Here is a 15,647-nt window from a genome sequence, read left to right as displayed (position 1 = left end):
TTCCACTACGGTTTCAAAGATCTCAGAAAAGCTTCCGGCCTTTGTTCGCCGCAATACGCATGCGCAAGGCGTTGAGCTTGATGAAGCCCGCCGCGTCGGCCTGGTTGTAGGCGCCGCCATCTTCTTCGAAGGTCGCGATGTTGGCATCGAACAACGATTCGTCGGACTTGCGACCGGTGACGATCACGTTGCCCTTGTACAGCTTCAGGCGCACAACACCGTTCACGTGGGCCTGGGACGCGTCGATCATCTGTTGCAGCATCAGACGCTCAGGGCTCCACCAGTAACCGGTGTAGATCAGGCTGGCGTATTTAGGCATCAGCTCGTCTTTGAGGTGAGCCACTTCGCGGTCCAGGGTGATCGATTCGATCGCACGGTGAGCGCGCAGCATGATGGTGCCGCCTGGGGTTTCGTAGCAGCCACGGGACTTCATGCCCACATAACGGTTCTCAACGATGTCGAGACGGCCGATACCGTGTTCGCCACCGATACGGTTCAAGGTCGCCAGCACGGTGGCCGGGGACATTTCGACGCCGTCCAGTGCGACGATGTCGCCGTTGCGGTAGGTCAGTTCGAGATACTGTGCTTTGTCAGGAGCCTTCTCCGGGGAGACGGTCCATTTCCACATGTCTTCTTCGTGCTCGGTCCAGGTGTCTTCCAGCACGCCGCCTTCATAGGAGATGTGCAGCAGGTTGGCATCCATCGAGTACGGGGATTTTTTCTTGCCGTGACGCTCGATCGGGATGTTGTGCTTTTCAGCATAATCCATCAGCTTTTCACGGGAGAGCAGATCCCATTCGCGCCATGGAGCAATCACTTTCACGCCTGGCTTCAAGGCGTAGGCGCCCAGCTCGAAACGAACCTGGTCGTTGCCCTTGCCGGTGGCACCGTGGGAAATGGCGTCAGCGCCGGTTTCGTTGGCGATTTCGATCAAGCGCTTGGCGATCAACGGACGAGCGATGGAAGTACCCAGCAGGTACTCGCCTTCGTAAACGGTGTTGGCGCGGAACATCGGGAAAACGAAATCGCGCACGAATTCTTCGCGCAAGTCGTCGATGTAGATCTCTTTCACGCCCATGGCCTGTGCCTTGGCGCGTGCAGGTTCGACCTCTTCGCCCTGACCCAGGTCAGCGGTGAAGGTCACGACTTCACAGTTATAAGTATCCTGCAGCCACTTGAGGATCACCGAAGTGTCCAGGCCGCCGGAATACGCCAGAACGACCTTGTTTACGTCCGCCATGCCATCACTCCACGGGGTTCTACGGAAAGCCGTCAAGTCTACCGGTCATGCAGGATAATTTACAGAGGCGCGACAGCTTATGACGACGAAGCGACAGATTATGTCGAGTGAGCGACGATAACAGCGGGTTCAGGAGGTCGACGCGGCGCTCGCCGATGCAGTGGCCTGAGGGGCCGGCTTTTCGGTGGGCGCAACGCGCGCGAGGTGCACATTGACCCGACGGTTCTTCGCCCGGTTGGCGGAATTGGTATTGGGCGCCAATGGATAACGCTCGCCGTGAAAGCGCACGGTGATCTGCGACTCCTGAACACCGTTGGCCTTGAAGAACTCCATGACCGCCAGGGCCCGACGCCGCGACAGGTCACGGTTGGTCAGGCGGTTGCCGCTGTTATCGGAGTGGCCATCGAGTTCGATGTGGTTGACCGTCGGATCAGCCTTCATGAACTCCAGCATCACTTGTAATTGCGCCTTGGCCTGCGCATCGAGATCGATGCCTTCGCCGGGGAAGCCGATCTGCGATTGCTTGACCTGCTCGAAATTCTTCGGCAGCAGCTTCGCCACGCAGCCCTGATAGTCGTTAAATGCCTTGCTGAACTTGACTGGCAACAGACGCACTTCCGACACCCGGCCATCGCCCGAGTAATGTCGAACGACCGGACTGCGGCCATCCATCAGGCCACTGATCAAGCGGCCAGCCTGAACTTGCGAACTGTTGAACAACACATTGCCGCTGCCGATTCGCACAGAACCGAGGTTGATGTCGCCACGCCCCGGCTGCCAGGGTGCAGCCGCTGCCAACAAGGTGGCCGAACCGCCGCCGATCATCGAGTTATAGGCCTTCAGACGGAACGTCGCTTGCTCGCCAGCGCGACGCACGAACTCGCCCGACCCAAAATCGGTGATCGGCTGAGTCAGGCGGCACTCGAACTTGTCTCCTTCGACCGTCCACTCGATGCTCTCCAGACGCGTCTGGAAAGTGAGCGCCATCGCAGGAAGGCTGGCAAACACGCTGAGCAAGGCTAAATAACGCTGGCGCACGGGAGGCTCCACTGGCTTCTACAACAAAAAGACCGACATACAGATGTTTACGGCATACCTGTTGGATATCGGAAGCTTCCTGCAAAACTTGATAGCGAGTGCCTGGAAGAGTCTTTTCCGGTAGCATTCCCCTCAGTTTGACCCGCCTGGAATCCCCTCATGTCCGACCGCCTGACCCTGCTGCGTCCCGACGACTGGCACATTCATCTTCGCGATGGTGCCGTGTTGACCAATACCGTTGCGGATGTCGCGCGCACCTTTGGTCGCGCCATCATCATGCCTAACCTGGTACCTCCGGTGCGTAACGCCGCTGAAGCCGACGGCTATCGCCAGCGGATTCTCGCTGCACGCCCGGCCGGCAGTCGCTTCGAACCGTTGATGGTCCTGTACCTGACCGACCGCACCCAGCCCGAAGAAATTCGCGAGGCCAAGGCCAGCGGTTTCATTCACGCCGCCAAGCTGTACCCGGCCGGCGCGACCACCAACTCGGACTCTGGTGTCACCAGCATCGACAAGATTTTCCCTGCACTTGAGGCCATGGCCGAAGTCGGGATGCCCTTGTTGGTTCACGGTGAAGTCACCCGTGGCGATGTCGACGTGTTCGATCGCGAAAAACTCTTTATCGATGAGCACATGCGTCGTGTGGTCGAGCGCTTCCCGAGCCTCAAAGTGGTGTTCGAACACATCACTACCGCCGACGCCGTGCAGTTCGTCAACGAAGCTTCGGCCAATGTCGGCGCGACCATCACCGCGCATCACCTGCTGTACAACCGCAACCACATGCTGGTGGGCGGGATTCGGCCGCACTTCTATTGCCTGCCGATCCTCAAGCGCAACACCCATCAGGAAGCCCTGCTCGACGCCGCCACCAGCGGCAGCGACAAGTTCTTCCTCGGCACTGACTCGGCGCCCCATGCCCAGCACGCCAAAGAAGCCGCTTGCGGCTGTGCCGGTTGCTACACCGCTTATGCAGCGATCGAGATGTATGCCGAAGCCTTCGAACAGCGCAACGCGCTGGACAATCTCGAAGCCTTCGCCAGCCTGAACGGCCCACGTTTCTACGGCCTGCCAGTGAACACCGATCGCATCACCCTGGTCCGCGAAGAGTGGACCGCCCCAACCAGCCTGCCATTTGGCGAGCTGACCGTAATCCCGCTGCGCGCCGGTGAAAAACTGCGCTGGCGCCTGCTGGAGGAACACGCGTGAGTGAAGACCATTTCGACGACGAACAGGACGGTCAAGGCGGCGGAGGTGGTTCGCGCCACCCGATGGCTGAGCGCTTCCGTGGATACCTGCCAGTCGTTGTCGACGTTGAAACCGGTGGTTTCAACTCTGCCACTGACGCCTTGCTGGAAATTGCCGCAACCACCATCGGCATGGACGAAAAAGGGTTTGTGTACCCCGACCACACCTACTTCTTTCGCGTAGAGCCTTTTGAAGGCGCGAACATCGAAGCGGCCGCTCTGGAATTTACCGGGATCAAACTCGATCACCCGCTGCGCATGGCAGTGAGTGAAGAAGCAGCGCTGACCGACATCTTCCGTGGCATCCGCAAGGCCCTGAAAGCCAATGGCTGCAAACGGGCGATTCTGGTCGGGCACAACAGCAGCTTCGATCTGGGTTTCCTCAACGCCGCTGTCGCGCGCCTGGACATGAAGCGCAACCCGTTTCATCCGTTCTCCAGTTTCGATACCGCGACCCTGGCCGGTCTGGCTTACGGCCAAACCGTACTGGCCAAGGCCTGTTCGGCAGCCGACATCGACTTCGACGGTCGTGAGGCCCACTCGGCTCGCTACGACACCGAGAAGACGGCCGAGCTGTTCTGCGGCATCGTCAATCGCTGGAAACAAATGGGCGGCTGGGAAGACTACAACGACTGATCGTTGGGTTTATCCCGCCCATAAAAAAACCGGCCTCAACGGCCGGTTTTTTTATGCCTCAAACGTGCCTTACAGCGCAGCAGCGTTCTCGGTCAGGTAAGCCGCGACGCCTTCGGTCGAAGCGGTCATGCCTTTGTCGCCTTTTTTCCAGTTGGCAGGGCAAACTTCGCCGTGCTCTTCGTGGAATTGCAGAGCGTCGACCAGACGGATCAGCTCTTCAATGTTACGGCCCAGCGGCAGGTCGTTGATGATCTGCGAACGGACAACGCCTTTGTCGTCGATCAGGAACGCGCCACGGAAAGCCACGCCGCCTTCGGACTCAACGTCGTAGGCCTTGGCGATTTCGTGCTTCAGGTCGGCAGCCATGGTGTAGCGAACTTCGCCGATACCACCATTGTTGACCGGGGTGTTGCGCCAGGCGTTGTGGGTGAAGTGCGAGTCGATCGAAACGGCGATCACTTCAACGTTGCGTGCCTTGAAGTCAGACATGCGGTTGTCCAGAGCGATCAGCTCGGACGGGCAAACGAAGGTGAAGTCCAGTGGGTAGAAGAACACCAGGCCGTATTTGCCTTTGATGGCCGACGACAGGGTGAAGCTGTCTACGATTTCGCCATTGCCGAGTACGGCCGGTACGGTGAAGTCTGGGGCTTGTTTGCCTACGAGTACGCTCATTGGATATCTCCTGGTGTAAAAACGTGAAGTTCCGGGTTTGCGCCAGCCTGCCACCTTCAGGCGACAGCCCTGTGACACGAACCCGCTTCATAAGGACCGGCCATCATACACTGCGTTTTTGCCCTGTCCTTAACGGTTTTTTTGTCAGGGGAAATGCAGTCGACGGGTTTTCCTCGTGATCGATGCCGAGAGGAAACCGTTCGTCAGCCCTGATCAAAGCTTTCAGAAACCACTTTGACAATCATTCTCGTTAACATTAAGATCCATCGCAATTGAGTCACAACCAGCGACGGTTTTCACTTATGTATGTTTGCCTCTGCACTGGCGTCACCGACGGTCAAATCCGCGAAGCGATCTATGAAGGTTGCTGCAGCTATAAGGAAGTCCGTCAGGCCACCGGCGTAGCTAGCCAATGCGGCAAATGTGCCTGCCTTGCCAAGGAAGTGGTCCGCGAAACCCTGACCAAATTGCAATCGGCCCAGGCCGCGATTCCCTACCCTGTAGAATTTACCGCCGCGTAAGTAACGTATTTCAAAGAACCGGACTTGATGTCCGGTTTTTTTATGTCTGAAAATCAATCGCTTACGCTCTAGACGCGGAACACAAACATTCTTATTCCGATTAATTTTCACTTAAGTTTCAATAACTTAGGTTTGACACTCTTAATTACGCGGCTCAAACTCAGCCTTATAGACAGCTACTTAGGGCAGGACCCCATCATGAAAGGCGACGTTACAGTCATCCAGCATCTCAACAAGATCCTTGCCAATGAGCTGGTCGCGATCAATCAATACTTCCTGCATGCACGCATGTACGAAGATTGGGGCCTGAACAAGCTCGGCAAGCACGAATACCACGAATCCATCGACGAGATGAAGCACGCGGACAAGCTGATCAAGCGCATCCTGTTCCTTGAAGGCCTGCCGAACGTCCAGGACCTGGGCAAGCTGCAGATCGGCGAACACACCAAGGAAATGATTGAGTGCGACCTGCGTATCGAACGCACCGGTCATGCGGATCTCAAAGTGGCTATCGCTCATTGCGAAACCGTTGGCGACTTTGGTAGCCGTGAACTGCTTGAAGATATTCTTGAATCAGAAGAAGAACATATCGACTGGCTGGAAACCCAACTGGGTCTGATCGATAAAGTCGGTCTTGAGAACTATCTGCAATCGCAGATGGGCGAAGAGTAGGAGCTGTGTAGGAGCTGTCGAGTGCAACGAGGCTGCGATCTTGGCGATGGCAGCGGCGACATCGACATAACTTATCAAGCGCAATAAAAAGCCCCGCTCCTCTTTCGAGGGCGGGGCTTTTTAGTTGCTGAGATCAAGAGATCGCAGCCTCGTTTCACTCGACAGCTCCTACAGGGGAGCCAATCGTCTTAGGCTTCAGTCTTTGCAGCAGCAGCTTCGACAGCAGCCTTGATGGTGGTTTGCAGCGAACCGTCTGCAGCCATCTCGGTCATGATGTCGCTACCGCCGACCAGCTCACCGCCCACCCACAGTTGCGGGAAGGTTGGCCAGTTGGCGTATTTTGGCAGGTTGGCGCGGATTTCCGGGTTCTGCAGGATGTCCACGTACGCAAACTTTTCACCACACGCCATCACGGCCTGCGCGGCTTTCGCGGAGAAGCCGCACTGCGGGGCATTCGGCGAACCTTTCATGTAAAGCAGAATGGTGTTGTTAGCAATCTGCTCTTTAATCGTTTCGATGATATCCATGGAGCACCTCGGCTGAACTTTCCGACTCAGGGGTCGGCACGGTGGCGCATTGTAACGGAAACCCGAGCACCCTGCTCGGTCTCCCCGACAGACTTGATCAAGCCGCCGCCACGGTCACTGGCACACCGTTCAACGCCGCATTGCCCGACAACTCATCGAGCTGACACTCGTCAGTCAAGTCATTGGCGCTGGAACCCGGCTGACCACTGGCAATGGTCATTTGCACGCCTGGCCGCGCATGGCCCCAACCGTGCGGAAGGCTGACCACGCCTTTCATCATATCCAGACTGCCGAGCACTTCAACTTCGATCTCACCGACCCGCGAACTGACCCGCACCCGCTGCCCATCGCTGAGCCCACGGCTGGCCAGGTCATCCGGGTGCATCAGCAATTGATGGCGCGGCTTGCCCTTCACCAGGCGGTGATAGTTGTGCATCCACGAGTTGTTGCTGCGCACATGACGGCGGCCGATCATCAGCAACTCATCGGCCGCGGGTGCTTGCAAGGCTGCAAAGCGCGCCAGGTCGGCAAGGATCGCTGGCGGCGCAGCCTGGACGCGCTGGTTGGCGGTTTTCAGGCGAGGCGTCAGGTTGGATTTCAGCGCCCCGAGATCGACACCATGCGGGTGATCGAACAAAGTCGCCAGCGACAATTTCTGTTCCGAAGCATCGCCATACAACCCCATCCGCAAGCCACGGTCTATCATCTGCGCTGGCGGGATCGTCGGTTTCAGTTCCTTGCCAGTCTTCGCAGCAAACGCCTTGGCCAGCCCCACGAAAATCTCCCAGTCATGCAACGCACCTTCGGGCTTGGCCAGGATCGCGCGATTGAACCGACTGACGTTACGCACCGCAAACATATTGAAAGTCGTGTCGTAATGATCGTTTTCCAGGGCCGATGTAGACGGCAGGATCAGGTCGGCATAACGCGTGGTTTCATTGATGTACAGGTCGATGCTGACCATGAACTCCAAACCGTCCAGCGCCTGTTCCAGTTGCCGGCCATTGGGCGTCGACAGCACCGGATTACCCGCCACGGTAATCAGCGCGCGGACCTGCCCTTCCCCTTCGGTGAGCATCTCTTCGGCCAGCGCCGAGACCGGCAGTTCTCCACCATATTCAGGACGCCCGGAGACCCGGCTCTGCCACAGATTGAAATGCCCACCTGAGGTTGACGCCACCAGGTCCACCGCAGGTTCGGTGCACAACGCCCCTCCTACGCGATCAAGATTACCGGTGACCAGATTGATCAGTTGCACAACCCAATGACACAAGGTGCCGAACGCCTGGGTCGAGACACCCATGCGGCCGTAACAGACCGCTGTCGGCGCCGCCGCAAAGTCCCGCGCCAGTTGGCGGATCTGTTCGGCGGGTACGGCACACAGCGGGCTCATGGCCTCGGCGGTGAAATTCGCGACCGCCTCCCGCACCTCATTCAGACCGTCCACCGGCAAATGACTGTCGCGGGTCAGACCTTCAGCGAACAAGGTATTGAGCAGTCCGAACAACAACGCCGCATCGCCACCGGGGCGCACGAATAGATGCTGGTCGGCAATCGCCGCGGTTTCGCTGCGACGCGGATCGACCACCACCACTTTGCCGCCGCGGGCCTGAATGGCCTTCAAGCGCTTCTCCACATCCGGCACGGTCATGATGCTGCCGTTGGAGGCCAGCGGATTACCGCCGAGGATCAGCATGAAATCGGTGTGATCGATATCGGGGATCGGCAACAGCAAACCGTGGCCGTACATCAAATGGCTGGTCAGGTGATGGGGCAACTGGTCAACCGACGTCGCGGAAAACCGGTTGCGGGTTTTCAACAGGCCGAGGAAGTAATTGCTGTGGGTCATCAGCCCATAGTTGTGCACGCTGGGGTTGCCTTGATAGACCGCCACCGCATTCTGTCCGTGACGCTCCTGAATCGCCGCCAGACGTTCGGCTACAAGGTTGAAGGCGTCTTCCCACTCGATGGGTTGCCATTCGCTGCCGACCCTCAGCATCGGCTGACGCAGACGATCCGGATCGCTCTGAATATCTTGCAGGGCGACAGCCTTGGGGCAGATGTGCCCACGGCTGAATGTATCCTGAGCGTCACCCTTGATCGACGTGATCTGCACCGCGCCTTCGACCTCGGTGGTTTCGATGGTCAGGCCGCAGATGGCTTCACACAGGTGGCACGCACGGTGATGGAGAGTCTTGGTCATGGCCAGTCTCTGTCTTGTTCTGGGCGGGCAATATCGGCCGCGGGAACAAAACTATGGCGCCTGATCCACTGCTGCGCCAGCGACGTTCGTCTTGTGAATCGGCGGCCATCAGGCCAGCCGATGACCGCTGGGGATCAGTTCGGCGGCAGCCTCGGCGGCGCCTGCAACTGGATCTCCTGGATGGTTTCGATCTGCTCTTGAGCGACATGAACACCGGTGAGTTCGCCGATCAGCCGCCAGTGCTCGTCGAGCCCGGTGCTGATGGTTGCCATGCGGTCGATCATCCGCCGACCGGCGGCCTTGGTCACTTCGTCTTCACTGCGCATCAACTCGAAGGACATCGAGGTCATGGACGCGGTGAGGTGGGTCAGCGAGCGAGCCGTGAGGCCGAGTAATTCCATTAACTGTCGTTCTTTCGATTCCATTCCGAAGGCTTCCTGCGTCGTTCGTGCGTTAGTTATAACCCGCCACTTTGCATTAGCAAATGTTTCAGACCAGACACATCCCTCAATCGTGAGTACAAATGTTTCGAATGACAGGTCAGAAACCGACCGTTGCTACGCCTTCCCCGCCCCGTTTGATTGCAAAGCCCCGCGACCCCAGTGTACAAATGACGGGCTGCAGTCAGGAAACAGGCTTCAAAAGCGCTACTGCGGTCATCCCGTAGCCCCTCTGAAATCCCCTAAACACCGTAGCCCTATTGGTAAGACGCGACATTTAATTATAAGATCGCGCCTTCCCCTATTTCGTCGCCCCGTGCGGCTTACGCCGCAGGTCTCGCCCGTTTTTCAATTAAACAAGGCTTTGAGTATCTGCGGTCTGTTGCAAAAAGGTAGTCAATGATGAGCGCAAGGCACTTTCTCTCCCTGATGGATTGCACGCCCGAAGAGCTGGTCAGCGTGATCCGTCGAGGCGTTGAGCTCAAAGACCTGCGTAACCGCGGCGTACTGTTCGAGCCTCTGAAAAACCGCGTGCTCGGGATGATTTTCGAGAAGTCCTCGACCCGCACCCGCATTTCGTTCGAAGCCGGCATGATCCAGCTCGGTGGCCAGGCGATCTTCCTGTCGCCGCGCGACACCCAACTGGGCCGTGGCGAGCCGATCGGCGATGCCGCCATTGTCATGTCGAGCATGCTCGATGCGGTGATGATCCGTACGTTTTCCCACAGCACACTGACCGAATTCGCCGCCAATTCGCGCGTCCCGCTGATCAACGGCCTGTCCGACGATTTGCACCCGTGCCAGCTGCTGGCGGACATGCAAACCTTCCTCGAACACCGCGGCTCGATCCAGGGCAAAACCGTGGCCTGGATCGGCGACGGCAACAACATGTGCAACAGCTATATAGAAGCGGCGATCCAGTTCGACTTCCAGTTGCGCATTGCTTGCCCGGAAGGCTTTGAGCCCAATCCTGAATTCGTGGCCAAGGCCGGTGATCGGGTCACCATCCTCCGCGATCCGAAGGATGCTGTACGCGGCGCCCACCTGGTCAGCACCGACGTCTGGACCTCCATGGGCCAGGAAGAGGAAACCGCCAAGCGCCTGAAACTGTTCGCGCCGTTTCAGGTCAACCGCGCCCTGCTCGACCTGGCCGCACCGGACGTGCTGTTCATGCACTGCCTGCCGGCCCACCGTGGCGAGGAAATCAGCGTCGACCTGCTTGATGACCAGCGCTCCGTCGCGTGGGATCAAGCCGAAAACCGTCTTCACGCACAAAAGGCCCTGCTCGAGTTTCTCGTCGAGCCGGCGTACCACCACGCATGAGCCATCCATTACTGCTGAACCTGCGTAATCTCGCCTGCGGCTACCAAGACCAGCGCGTCGTGCAGAACCTCAACCTGCATTTGAATGCCGGCGACATCGGTTGCCTGCTGGGCTCGTCGGGTTGCGGAAAAACCACCACGCTACGGGCGATTGCCGGTTTCGAACCGGTACACGAAGGTGAAATCCAGTTGGCGGGCGAGACGATCTCCCGCGCCGGCTTCACTCTCGCCCCGGAGAAACGCCGGATCGGCATGGTGTTCCAGGATTACGCGCTGTTTCCGCACTTGAGCGTGGCCGAGAACATTGCCTTCGGGATCCGCAAGCACCCGCAAAAGGATCGCGTCACCGAAGAGTTGCTGGAACTGGTCAATCTGAAAAACCTCGGCAAGCGCTTCCCCCATGAGCTGTCCGGTGGTCAACAGCAGCGCGTCGCACTCGCCCGCGCCCTGGCGCCGGAACCGCAACTGCTGCTGCTCGACGAACCCTTCTCCAACCTTGATGGCGAACTGCGACGCAAGCTCAGCCATGAGGTGCGCGACATCCTCAAGGCCCGTGGCACCAGCGCGATTCTGGTGACCCACGATCAGGAAGAGGCCTTCGCGGTGAGTGATCATGTGGGGGTTTTCAAGGAAGGTCGCCTGGAGCAGTGGGACACGCCCTACAACCTGTATCACGAACCGCTGACGCCGTTTGTCGCCAGTTTCATCGGTCAGGGTTATTTCATTCGCGGCCAGCTGAGCAGCCCCGAGTCGGTGCAGACCGAACTGGGTGAGTTACGCGGCAATCGGGCCTACACCTGGCCGGTTGGCGGTGCGGTGGATGTGTTGCTGCGTCCGGACGATATCGTTTATGCACCGGACAGCACGTTGAAGGCCCGGATTGTCGGCAAGTCTTTCCAGGGTGCGTCCACCTTGTATCGCTTGCAGTTGCCAACCGGCGCGCAGCTGGAGTCGATTTTCCCGAGCCATGCCGATCATCAGGTGGGTTCAGAGGTCGGCATTCGTGTCGCGGCTGAACACCTGGTGCTGTTTCAGGGCACCGGCAGCATCGCGGCGCAGATTCCGGTCGTAGAGTCCGGTGTGCGCCGCTACAGCAGCGCTCACTGAACCAACGCTAAAAGATCGCAGCCTTCGGCAGCTCCTACATTGGAATGCGTACACCTGTAGGAGCTGCCGAAGGCTGCGATCTTTTTTGGGATCAACCCAGCATCAGCGTTCCGCTTGCAACGAGCGTCGCATTCCCGCCGATTTTCACCCGATCCCCTTCCAGCCGACATAACAACTCCCCACCTCGAGACGAACGCTGATAAGCCGTCAGGCTCGACTTGCCCAAACGTTTCGACCAATACGGGATCAGGCTGCAATGGGTCGAACCCGTCACCGGGTCTTCGTTGATGCCGATCGCCGGCGCGAAGTAGCGGGAAACAAAATCATGCTGGCTGCCCCTGGCCGTGACAATCGCCCCCGGCCACGGCAGTTTCGCCAGTGCCGCCATGTCCGGCTGACATTCGAGCACTGCCTGCTCGGATTCCAGCACCACGAACAACTCGTTCGACCCCAGCACATCAACTGCTTCCACCCCTAGCGCGCGCTCGACATCCAGGGTCACGCCCACTTCCGACGGAATGAGCGCCGGAAAGTCCAGCCACAAGCGCTCCCCCTCACGACTTACACTCAGCGGGCCGGACTTGCAGATGAAGTGCAGACGCTCGACCGGCTGCCCGTCAATTTGCACCATACAGCGCCGGGCTGATAGTCCGCGTCAGGCACGGCCGATATCAGCGAACTTCGCCTGGGTATGTTCGGCCAGCACCGCGGGTGCCAATTCGACTTCCAACCCTCGTCGCCCCGCACTGACAAAAATGCTGGCGAAGGGCTGAGCTGAATTATCGATAAAGGTGCGCAAACGCTTTTTCTGTCCCAGCGGACTGATGCCGCCCAAGAGGTAACCGGTGGATCGTTGCGCAGCGGCAGGATCGGCCATTTCGACTTTTTTCACCCCCGCAGCATGCGCCAGGCCCTTTAAGTCCAGACTTCCGACGACCGGCACCACGGCCACCAGCAATTCACCTTTCTCGCTGGCCGCCAGCAAGGTCTTGAACACCTGCGCCGGATCCAGCCCCAGCTTCTCCGCGGCCTCCAGCCCGTAGGATGCTGCCTTCGGATCATGTTCGTAACTGTGCACGCGATGTTCGGCACGAACTTTTTTCAACAAATCCAATGCGGGGGTCATGACAGCTCCAGACTGGGCGGCAGTAGAAAAATACTGCGCTGGATTCTAGGTCATTGATCAATAAAAGGCTCTATTGCGGCGCTATTTCAAAGGCTTGGCGGCGCCTTATGCCGTTCGTCCACCTTCAGCCTGCCGCGTGAACGATGCGGTCATTCATGTGACTAATAGTTCGATTGTGACTGACGGTTCACTTTCGACCTTTGACAGCAGCGTTTCTTGTCTATATTTTTTCGAATCTGAATACTGCACGAATGTTCCTATCGCAGCACCCAGCAGTAGGCCGAGAACAGGATGGGGATCCTGCCTCGGTGAAAATCGCGCTTTGACCATGATGCAAAAGCGCCAGACAACAACAAAAATGAGGTTTTCAATGACAACTGCTTTACAACAACCGTCGCTCTCAAGCCAATGCATGGCCGAATTCCTGGGCACTGCGCTGCTGATCTTTTTTGGTACAGGCTGTGTTGCCGCGCTCAAGGTCGCGGGTGCCAGCTTCGGCCTTTGGGAAATCAGCATCATCTGGGGGATCGGCGTGAGCATGGCGATCTACCTGACCGCCGGCGTTTCCGGGGCTCATCTCAATCCCGCCGTCAGCATTGCCCTGAGCATTTTCGCTGACTTCGAAAAGCGCAAACTGCCGTTCTATATTCTCGCCCAGATCGCTGGTGCCTTCTGTGGAGCGTTGTTGGTTTACACGCTGTACAGCAATTTATTCTTCGATTACGAACAAACTCACCATATGGTTCGTGGTACTCAGGCCAGCCTCGAATTGGCGTCGGTGTTTTCCACCTTCCCCAACCCGGTCTTGTCCACGGGACAAGCCTTCCTGGTTGAAGTGATCATCACTGCCATCCTGATGGGCGTGATCATGTCCCTGACCGACGACAACAATGGCTTGCCAAAGGGTCCGCTCGCTCCGCTGCTGATCGGCCTGCTGATTGCCGTGATTGGCAGTTCGATGGGGCCGCTGACCGGTTTTGCGATGAACCCGGCGCGCGACTTCGGTCCTAAACTGATGACTTTCTTCGCTGGCTGGGGTGAAATTTCCTTCACCGGCGGGCGCGATATCCCGTATTTCCTGATTCCGATTTTTGCACCGATTGTCGGTGCCTGCCTCGGTGCTGCAGCTTATCGCGGGCTGATTGCCCGTCATCTGCCCAGCGCCCTACCTGCTACAAAGGACGCAGCACCGGCCATTGACGGCAAACCAAGAACTTCTTGATACCGTTGGCGTGTGATCCTGCCCATCAGATCACGCGCCGGACCTCACTCCCTTTTTTCGTCCAAGGCAATCGACATGACCGACACTCAGAATAAGAACTACATCATTGCCCTCGATCAGGGTACGACCAGCTCCCGCGCGATCATTTTCGACCGCGACGCGAACGTGGTCTGCACCGCCCAGCGCGAATTCGCACAGCATTACCCGCAAGCCGGCTGGGTTGAACACGACCCGATGGAAATCTTCGCCACTCAAAGCGCCGTGATGGTCGAGGCCCTGGCTCAAGCCGGCCTGCATCACGACCAGGTCGCCGCTATCGGCATCACCAACCAGCGCGAAACCACCGTGGTCTGGGACAAGACCACCGGCCGCCCGATCTACAACGCGATCGTCTGGCAGTGCCGCCGCAGCACCGAGATCTGCCAGCAACTCAAGCGCGACGGTCACGAGCAATACATCAGCGAAACCACCGGCCTGGTTACCGACCCGTACTTCTCCGGCACCAAGCTCAAGTGGATCCTCGACAACGTCGAAGGCAGCCGCGAACGTGCGCGCAAAGGAGAACTGTTGTTCGGCACCATCGACAGCTGGCTGATCTGGAAATTTACCGGCGGCAAGGTGCACGTCACCGACTACACCAACGCCTCGCGCACTATGCTCTTCAACATCCACACACTGGAGTGGGACGCGAAGATGCTGGAGGTGCTGGATATTCCGCGCGAGATGCTGCCGGAAGTTAAATCCTCATCCGAAATCTACGGCCATACCAAAAGCGGCATCGCCATCGGTGGTATCGCCGGTGACCAGCAAGCGGCCCTGTTCGGCCAAATGTGCGTCGAACCCGGCCAGGCGAAAAACACCTACGGCACCGGCTGCTTCCTGCTGATGAACACCGGCGACAAAGCAGTGAAATCCAAGCACGGCATGTTGACCACCATCGCTTGCGGCCCGCGCGGCGAAGTGGCTTACGCGCTGGAAGGTGCTGTGTTCAACGGCGGTTCTACTGTTCAGTGGCTGCGTGACGAACTGAAAATCATCAACGACGCCCACGACACCGAGTACTTCGCCAACAAGGTCAAGGACAGCAACGGCGTGTACCTGGTCCCCGCCTTTACCGGTCTGGGCGCGCCGTACTGGGACCCGTATGCTCGTGGAGCATTGTTCGGTCTGACTCGCGGCGTACGCGTGGATCACATCATTCGTGCAGCTCTGGAGTCGATTGCCTACCAGACCCGCGACGTTCTGGACGCCATGCAACAGGATTCCGGCGAACGCTTGAAATCCCTGCGTGTGGACGGCGGCGCAGTCGCGAACAACTTCCTGATGCAGTTCCAGGCCGACATCCTCGGCACTCAGGTCGAACGTCCGCAAATGCGCGAAACCACCGCACTGGGCGCGGCGTACCTGGCCGGTCTGGCGTGTGGCTTCTGGGGTAGCCTGGACGAGTTGCGCGGCAAGGCTGTGATCGAACGCGAATTCGAACCGACCCTGGACGAAACCGCGAAGGAAAAACTCTACGCCGGCTGGAAAAAAGCCGTCAGCCGCACCCGCGATTGGGAACCGCATGAAGGCGCTGAATAAGCCAAGCTGAGTACTCGTATCTGTATGTAACTGGCAGGGAGCAGATTCCTGCGGCATCATGGGCAAATTTTTGCACGGCAGCCCAAAGGAAGCCCC

At 58.3% G+C, this 15,647-nt stretch carries 15 protein-coding genes and 1 pseudogene; 8 read left to right on the top strand and 8 right to left on the bottom strand.

Translation table 11 applies throughout. The features are described 5' to 3' along the window. Positions 1 to 22: 22 nt before the first annotated feature. Together ACA059_RS05835 and ACA059_RS05830 are read right to left on the bottom strand one after the other, a co-directional pair. The gene (locus tag ACA059_RS05835; protein WP_059406294.1) at positions 23 to 1,240 is read right to left on the bottom strand and encodes an argininosuccinate synthase; all 1,218 of its coding nucleotides are present in this window, start codon (positions 1,238 to 1,240) and stop codon (positions 23 to 25) included. Positions 1,241 to 1,369: 129 nt separating this feature from the next. Then, positions 1,370 to 2,278, bottom strand: a complete 909-nt coding sequence (locus ACA059_RS05830; RefSeq protein WP_497633073.1) for a flagellar protein MotY — start codon at positions 2,276 to 2,278, stop codon at positions 1,370 to 1,372. Positions 2,279 to 2,437: 159 nt separating this feature from the next. On the opposite strand from ACA059_RS05830, the gene pyrC reads away from it, so the two are divergent. Together pyrC and rnt are read left to right on the top strand one after the other, a co-directional pair. Then, positions 2,438 to 3,484: a dihydroorotase gene (gene pyrC / locus ACA059_RS05825; protein WP_497633072.1), complete on the top strand. Its 1,047-nt coding sequence runs from the start codon at positions 2,438 to 2,440 to the stop codon at positions 3,482 to 3,484. Next, a complete protein-coding gene (gene rnt / locus ACA059_RS05820; protein ID WP_046047091.1) occupies positions 3,481 to 4,158 on the top strand; it encodes a ribonuclease T in 678 nt (225 codons plus the stop codon). Before pyrC ends, rnt begins: the two co-directional genes overlap by 4 nt. A gap of 69 nt (positions 4,159 to 4,227) precedes the next feature. On the opposite strand, the gene ACA059_RS05815 is transcribed toward rnt, so the two are convergent. Beyond that, positions 4,228 to 4,830, bottom strand: a complete 603-nt coding sequence (locus ACA059_RS05815) for a peroxiredoxin (RefSeq protein WP_064679479.1) — start codon at positions 4,828 to 4,830, stop codon at positions 4,228 to 4,230. Between the two features lie 302 nt (positions 4,831 to 5,132). On the opposite strand from ACA059_RS05815, the gene ACA059_RS05810 reads away from it, so the two are divergent. Both ACA059_RS05810 and bfr read left to right on the top strand, forming a co-directional pair. Next, positions 5,133 to 5,351, top strand: coding sequence for a bacterioferritin-associated ferredoxin (locus tag ACA059_RS05810; protein ID WP_008155585.1), 219 nt, complete (start codon positions 5,133 to 5,135; stop codon positions 5,349 to 5,351). 198 nt (positions 5,352 to 5,549) lie between these two features. Further along, positions 5,550 to 6,023: a bacterioferritin gene (bfr, locus tag ACA059_RS05805; RefSeq protein ID WP_497633071.1), complete on the top strand. Its 474-nt coding sequence runs from the start codon at positions 5,550 to 5,552 to the stop codon at positions 6,021 to 6,023. Between the two features lie 188 nt (positions 6,024 to 6,211). Here the strand turns inward: bfr and grxD are convergent, their stop codons facing one another. From grxD to plzR, 3 genes are all read right to left on the bottom strand, one after another. Further along, positions 6,212 to 6,550 carry a Grx4 family monothiol glutaredoxin gene (grxD, locus tag ACA059_RS05800; protein WP_149419066.1) on the bottom strand — a complete coding sequence of 113 codons (339 nt, stop codon included), beginning with the start codon at positions 6,548 to 6,550 and terminating at the stop codon, positions 6,212 to 6,214. Between the two features lie 97 nt (positions 6,551 to 6,647). Continuing rightward, positions 6,648 to 8,753, bottom strand: a complete 2,106-nt coding sequence (locus ACA059_RS05795) for a molybdopterin oxidoreductase family protein (RefSeq protein WP_497633070.1) — start codon at positions 8,751 to 8,753, stop codon at positions 6,648 to 6,650. Between the two features lie 134 nt (positions 8,754 to 8,887). Beyond that, the gene (plzR, locus tag ACA059_RS05790; RefSeq protein WP_008155590.1) at positions 8,888 to 9,178 is read right to left on the bottom strand and encodes a PlzR type 4 pili assembly inhibitor; all 291 of its coding nucleotides are present in this window, start codon (positions 9,176 to 9,178) and stop codon (positions 8,888 to 8,890) included. 417 nt (positions 9,179 to 9,595) lie between these two features. Between plzR and argF the strand changes: the two genes are divergently transcribed. Further along, positions 9,596 to 10,516 (top strand): ornithine carbamoyltransferase, encoded by a 921-nt coding sequence (gene argF, locus ACA059_RS05785; RefSeq protein WP_497633069.1) that lies wholly within the window; start codon positions 9,596 to 9,598, stop codon positions 10,514 to 10,516. Then, entirely contained in the window at positions 10,513 to 11,622 is a 1,110-nt protein-coding gene (locus ACA059_RS05780; protein WP_497633068.1) for an ABC transporter ATP-binding protein, read from the top strand. Before argF ends, ACA059_RS05780 begins: the two co-directional genes overlap by 4 nt. 91 nt (positions 11,623 to 11,713) lie before the next feature. Here the strand turns inward: ACA059_RS05780 and ACA059_RS05775 are convergent. Continuing rightward, positions 11,714 to 12,238 (bottom strand): annotated as a pseudogene (locus ACA059_RS05775) (PhzF family phenazine biosynthesis protein); the annotation flags it as partial. A 39-nt stretch (positions 12,239 to 12,277) separates the two neighbouring features. Then, a complete protein-coding gene (ybaK, locus tag ACA059_RS05770; protein WP_007971306.1) occupies positions 12,278 to 12,748 on the bottom strand; it encodes a Cys-tRNA(Pro) deacylase in 471 nt (156 codons plus the stop codon). 370 nt (positions 12,749 to 13,118) lie between these two features. Here ybaK and ACA059_RS05765 point away from each other — a divergent pair, with 370 nt between their 5' ends. Both ACA059_RS05765 and glpK read left to right on the top strand, forming a co-directional pair. Next, positions 13,119 to 13,970 (top strand): MIP/aquaporin family protein, encoded by an 852-nt coding sequence (locus ACA059_RS05765; protein WP_497634629.1) that lies wholly within the window; start codon positions 13,119 to 13,121, stop codon positions 13,968 to 13,970. 75 nt (positions 13,971 to 14,045) lie between these two features. Next, entirely contained in the window at positions 14,046 to 15,551 is a 1,506-nt protein-coding gene (gene glpK / locus ACA059_RS05760) for a glycerol kinase GlpK (RefSeq protein ID WP_129438040.1), read from the top strand. The last annotated feature ends 96 nt before the right edge of the window (positions 15,552 to 15,647 follow it).

It is taken from the genome of Pseudomonas sp. LBUM1647 (genome assembly GCF_059716175.1).
This window is presented reverse-complemented; position numbering and strand designations above follow the sequence as displayed.

Bases quoted from the DNA above. Each gene is read 5' to 3' on its own strand.
- ACA059_RS05835 (WP_059406294.1), bottom strand. From the start codon at position 1,240: ATGGCGGACGTAAACAAGGTCGTTCTGGCGTATTCCGGCGGCCTGGAC.
- pyrC (WP_497633072.1), top strand. From the start codon at position 2,438: ATGTCCGACCGCCTGACCCTGCTGCGTCCCGACGACTGGCACATTCAT.
- ACA059_RS05815 (WP_064679479.1), bottom strand. From the start codon at position 4,830: ATGAGCGTACTCGTAGGCAAACAAGCCCCAGACTTCACCGTACCGGCC.
- ACA059_RS05810 (WP_008155585.1), top strand. From the start codon at position 5,133: ATGTATGTTTGCCTCTGCACTGGCGTCACCGACGGTCAAATCCGCGAA.
- bfr (WP_497633071.1), top strand. From the start codon at position 5,550: ATGAAAGGCGACGTTACAGTCATCCAGCATCTCAACAAGATCCTTGCC.
- grxD (WP_149419066.1), bottom strand. From the start codon at position 6,550: ATGGATATCATCGAAACGATTAAAGAGCAGATTGCTAACAACACCATT.
- ACA059_RS05795 (WP_497633070.1), bottom strand. From the start codon at position 8,753: ATGACCAAGACTCTCCATCACCGTGCGTGCCACCTGTGTGAAGCCATC.
- plzR (WP_008155590.1), bottom strand. From the start codon at position 9,178: ATGGAATCGAAAGAACGACAGTTAATGGAATTACTCGGCCTCACGGCT.
- argF (WP_497633069.1), top strand. From the start codon at position 9,596: ATGAGCGCAAGGCACTTTCTCTCCCTGATGGATTGCACGCCCGAAGAG.
- ACA059_RS05780 (WP_497633068.1), top strand. From the start codon at position 10,513: ATGAGCCATCCATTACTGCTGAACCTGCGTAATCTCGCCTGCGGCTAC.
- ybaK (WP_007971306.1), bottom strand. From the start codon at position 12,748: ATGACCCCCGCATTGGATTTGTTGAAAAAAGTTCGTGCCGAACATCGC.
- ACA059_RS05765 (WP_497634629.1), top strand. From the start codon at position 13,119: ATGACAACTGCTTTACAACAACCGTCGCTCTCAAGCCAATGCATGGCC.
- glpK (WP_129438040.1), top strand. From the start codon at position 14,046: ATGACCGACACTCAGAATAAGAACTACATCATTGCCCTCGATCAGGGT.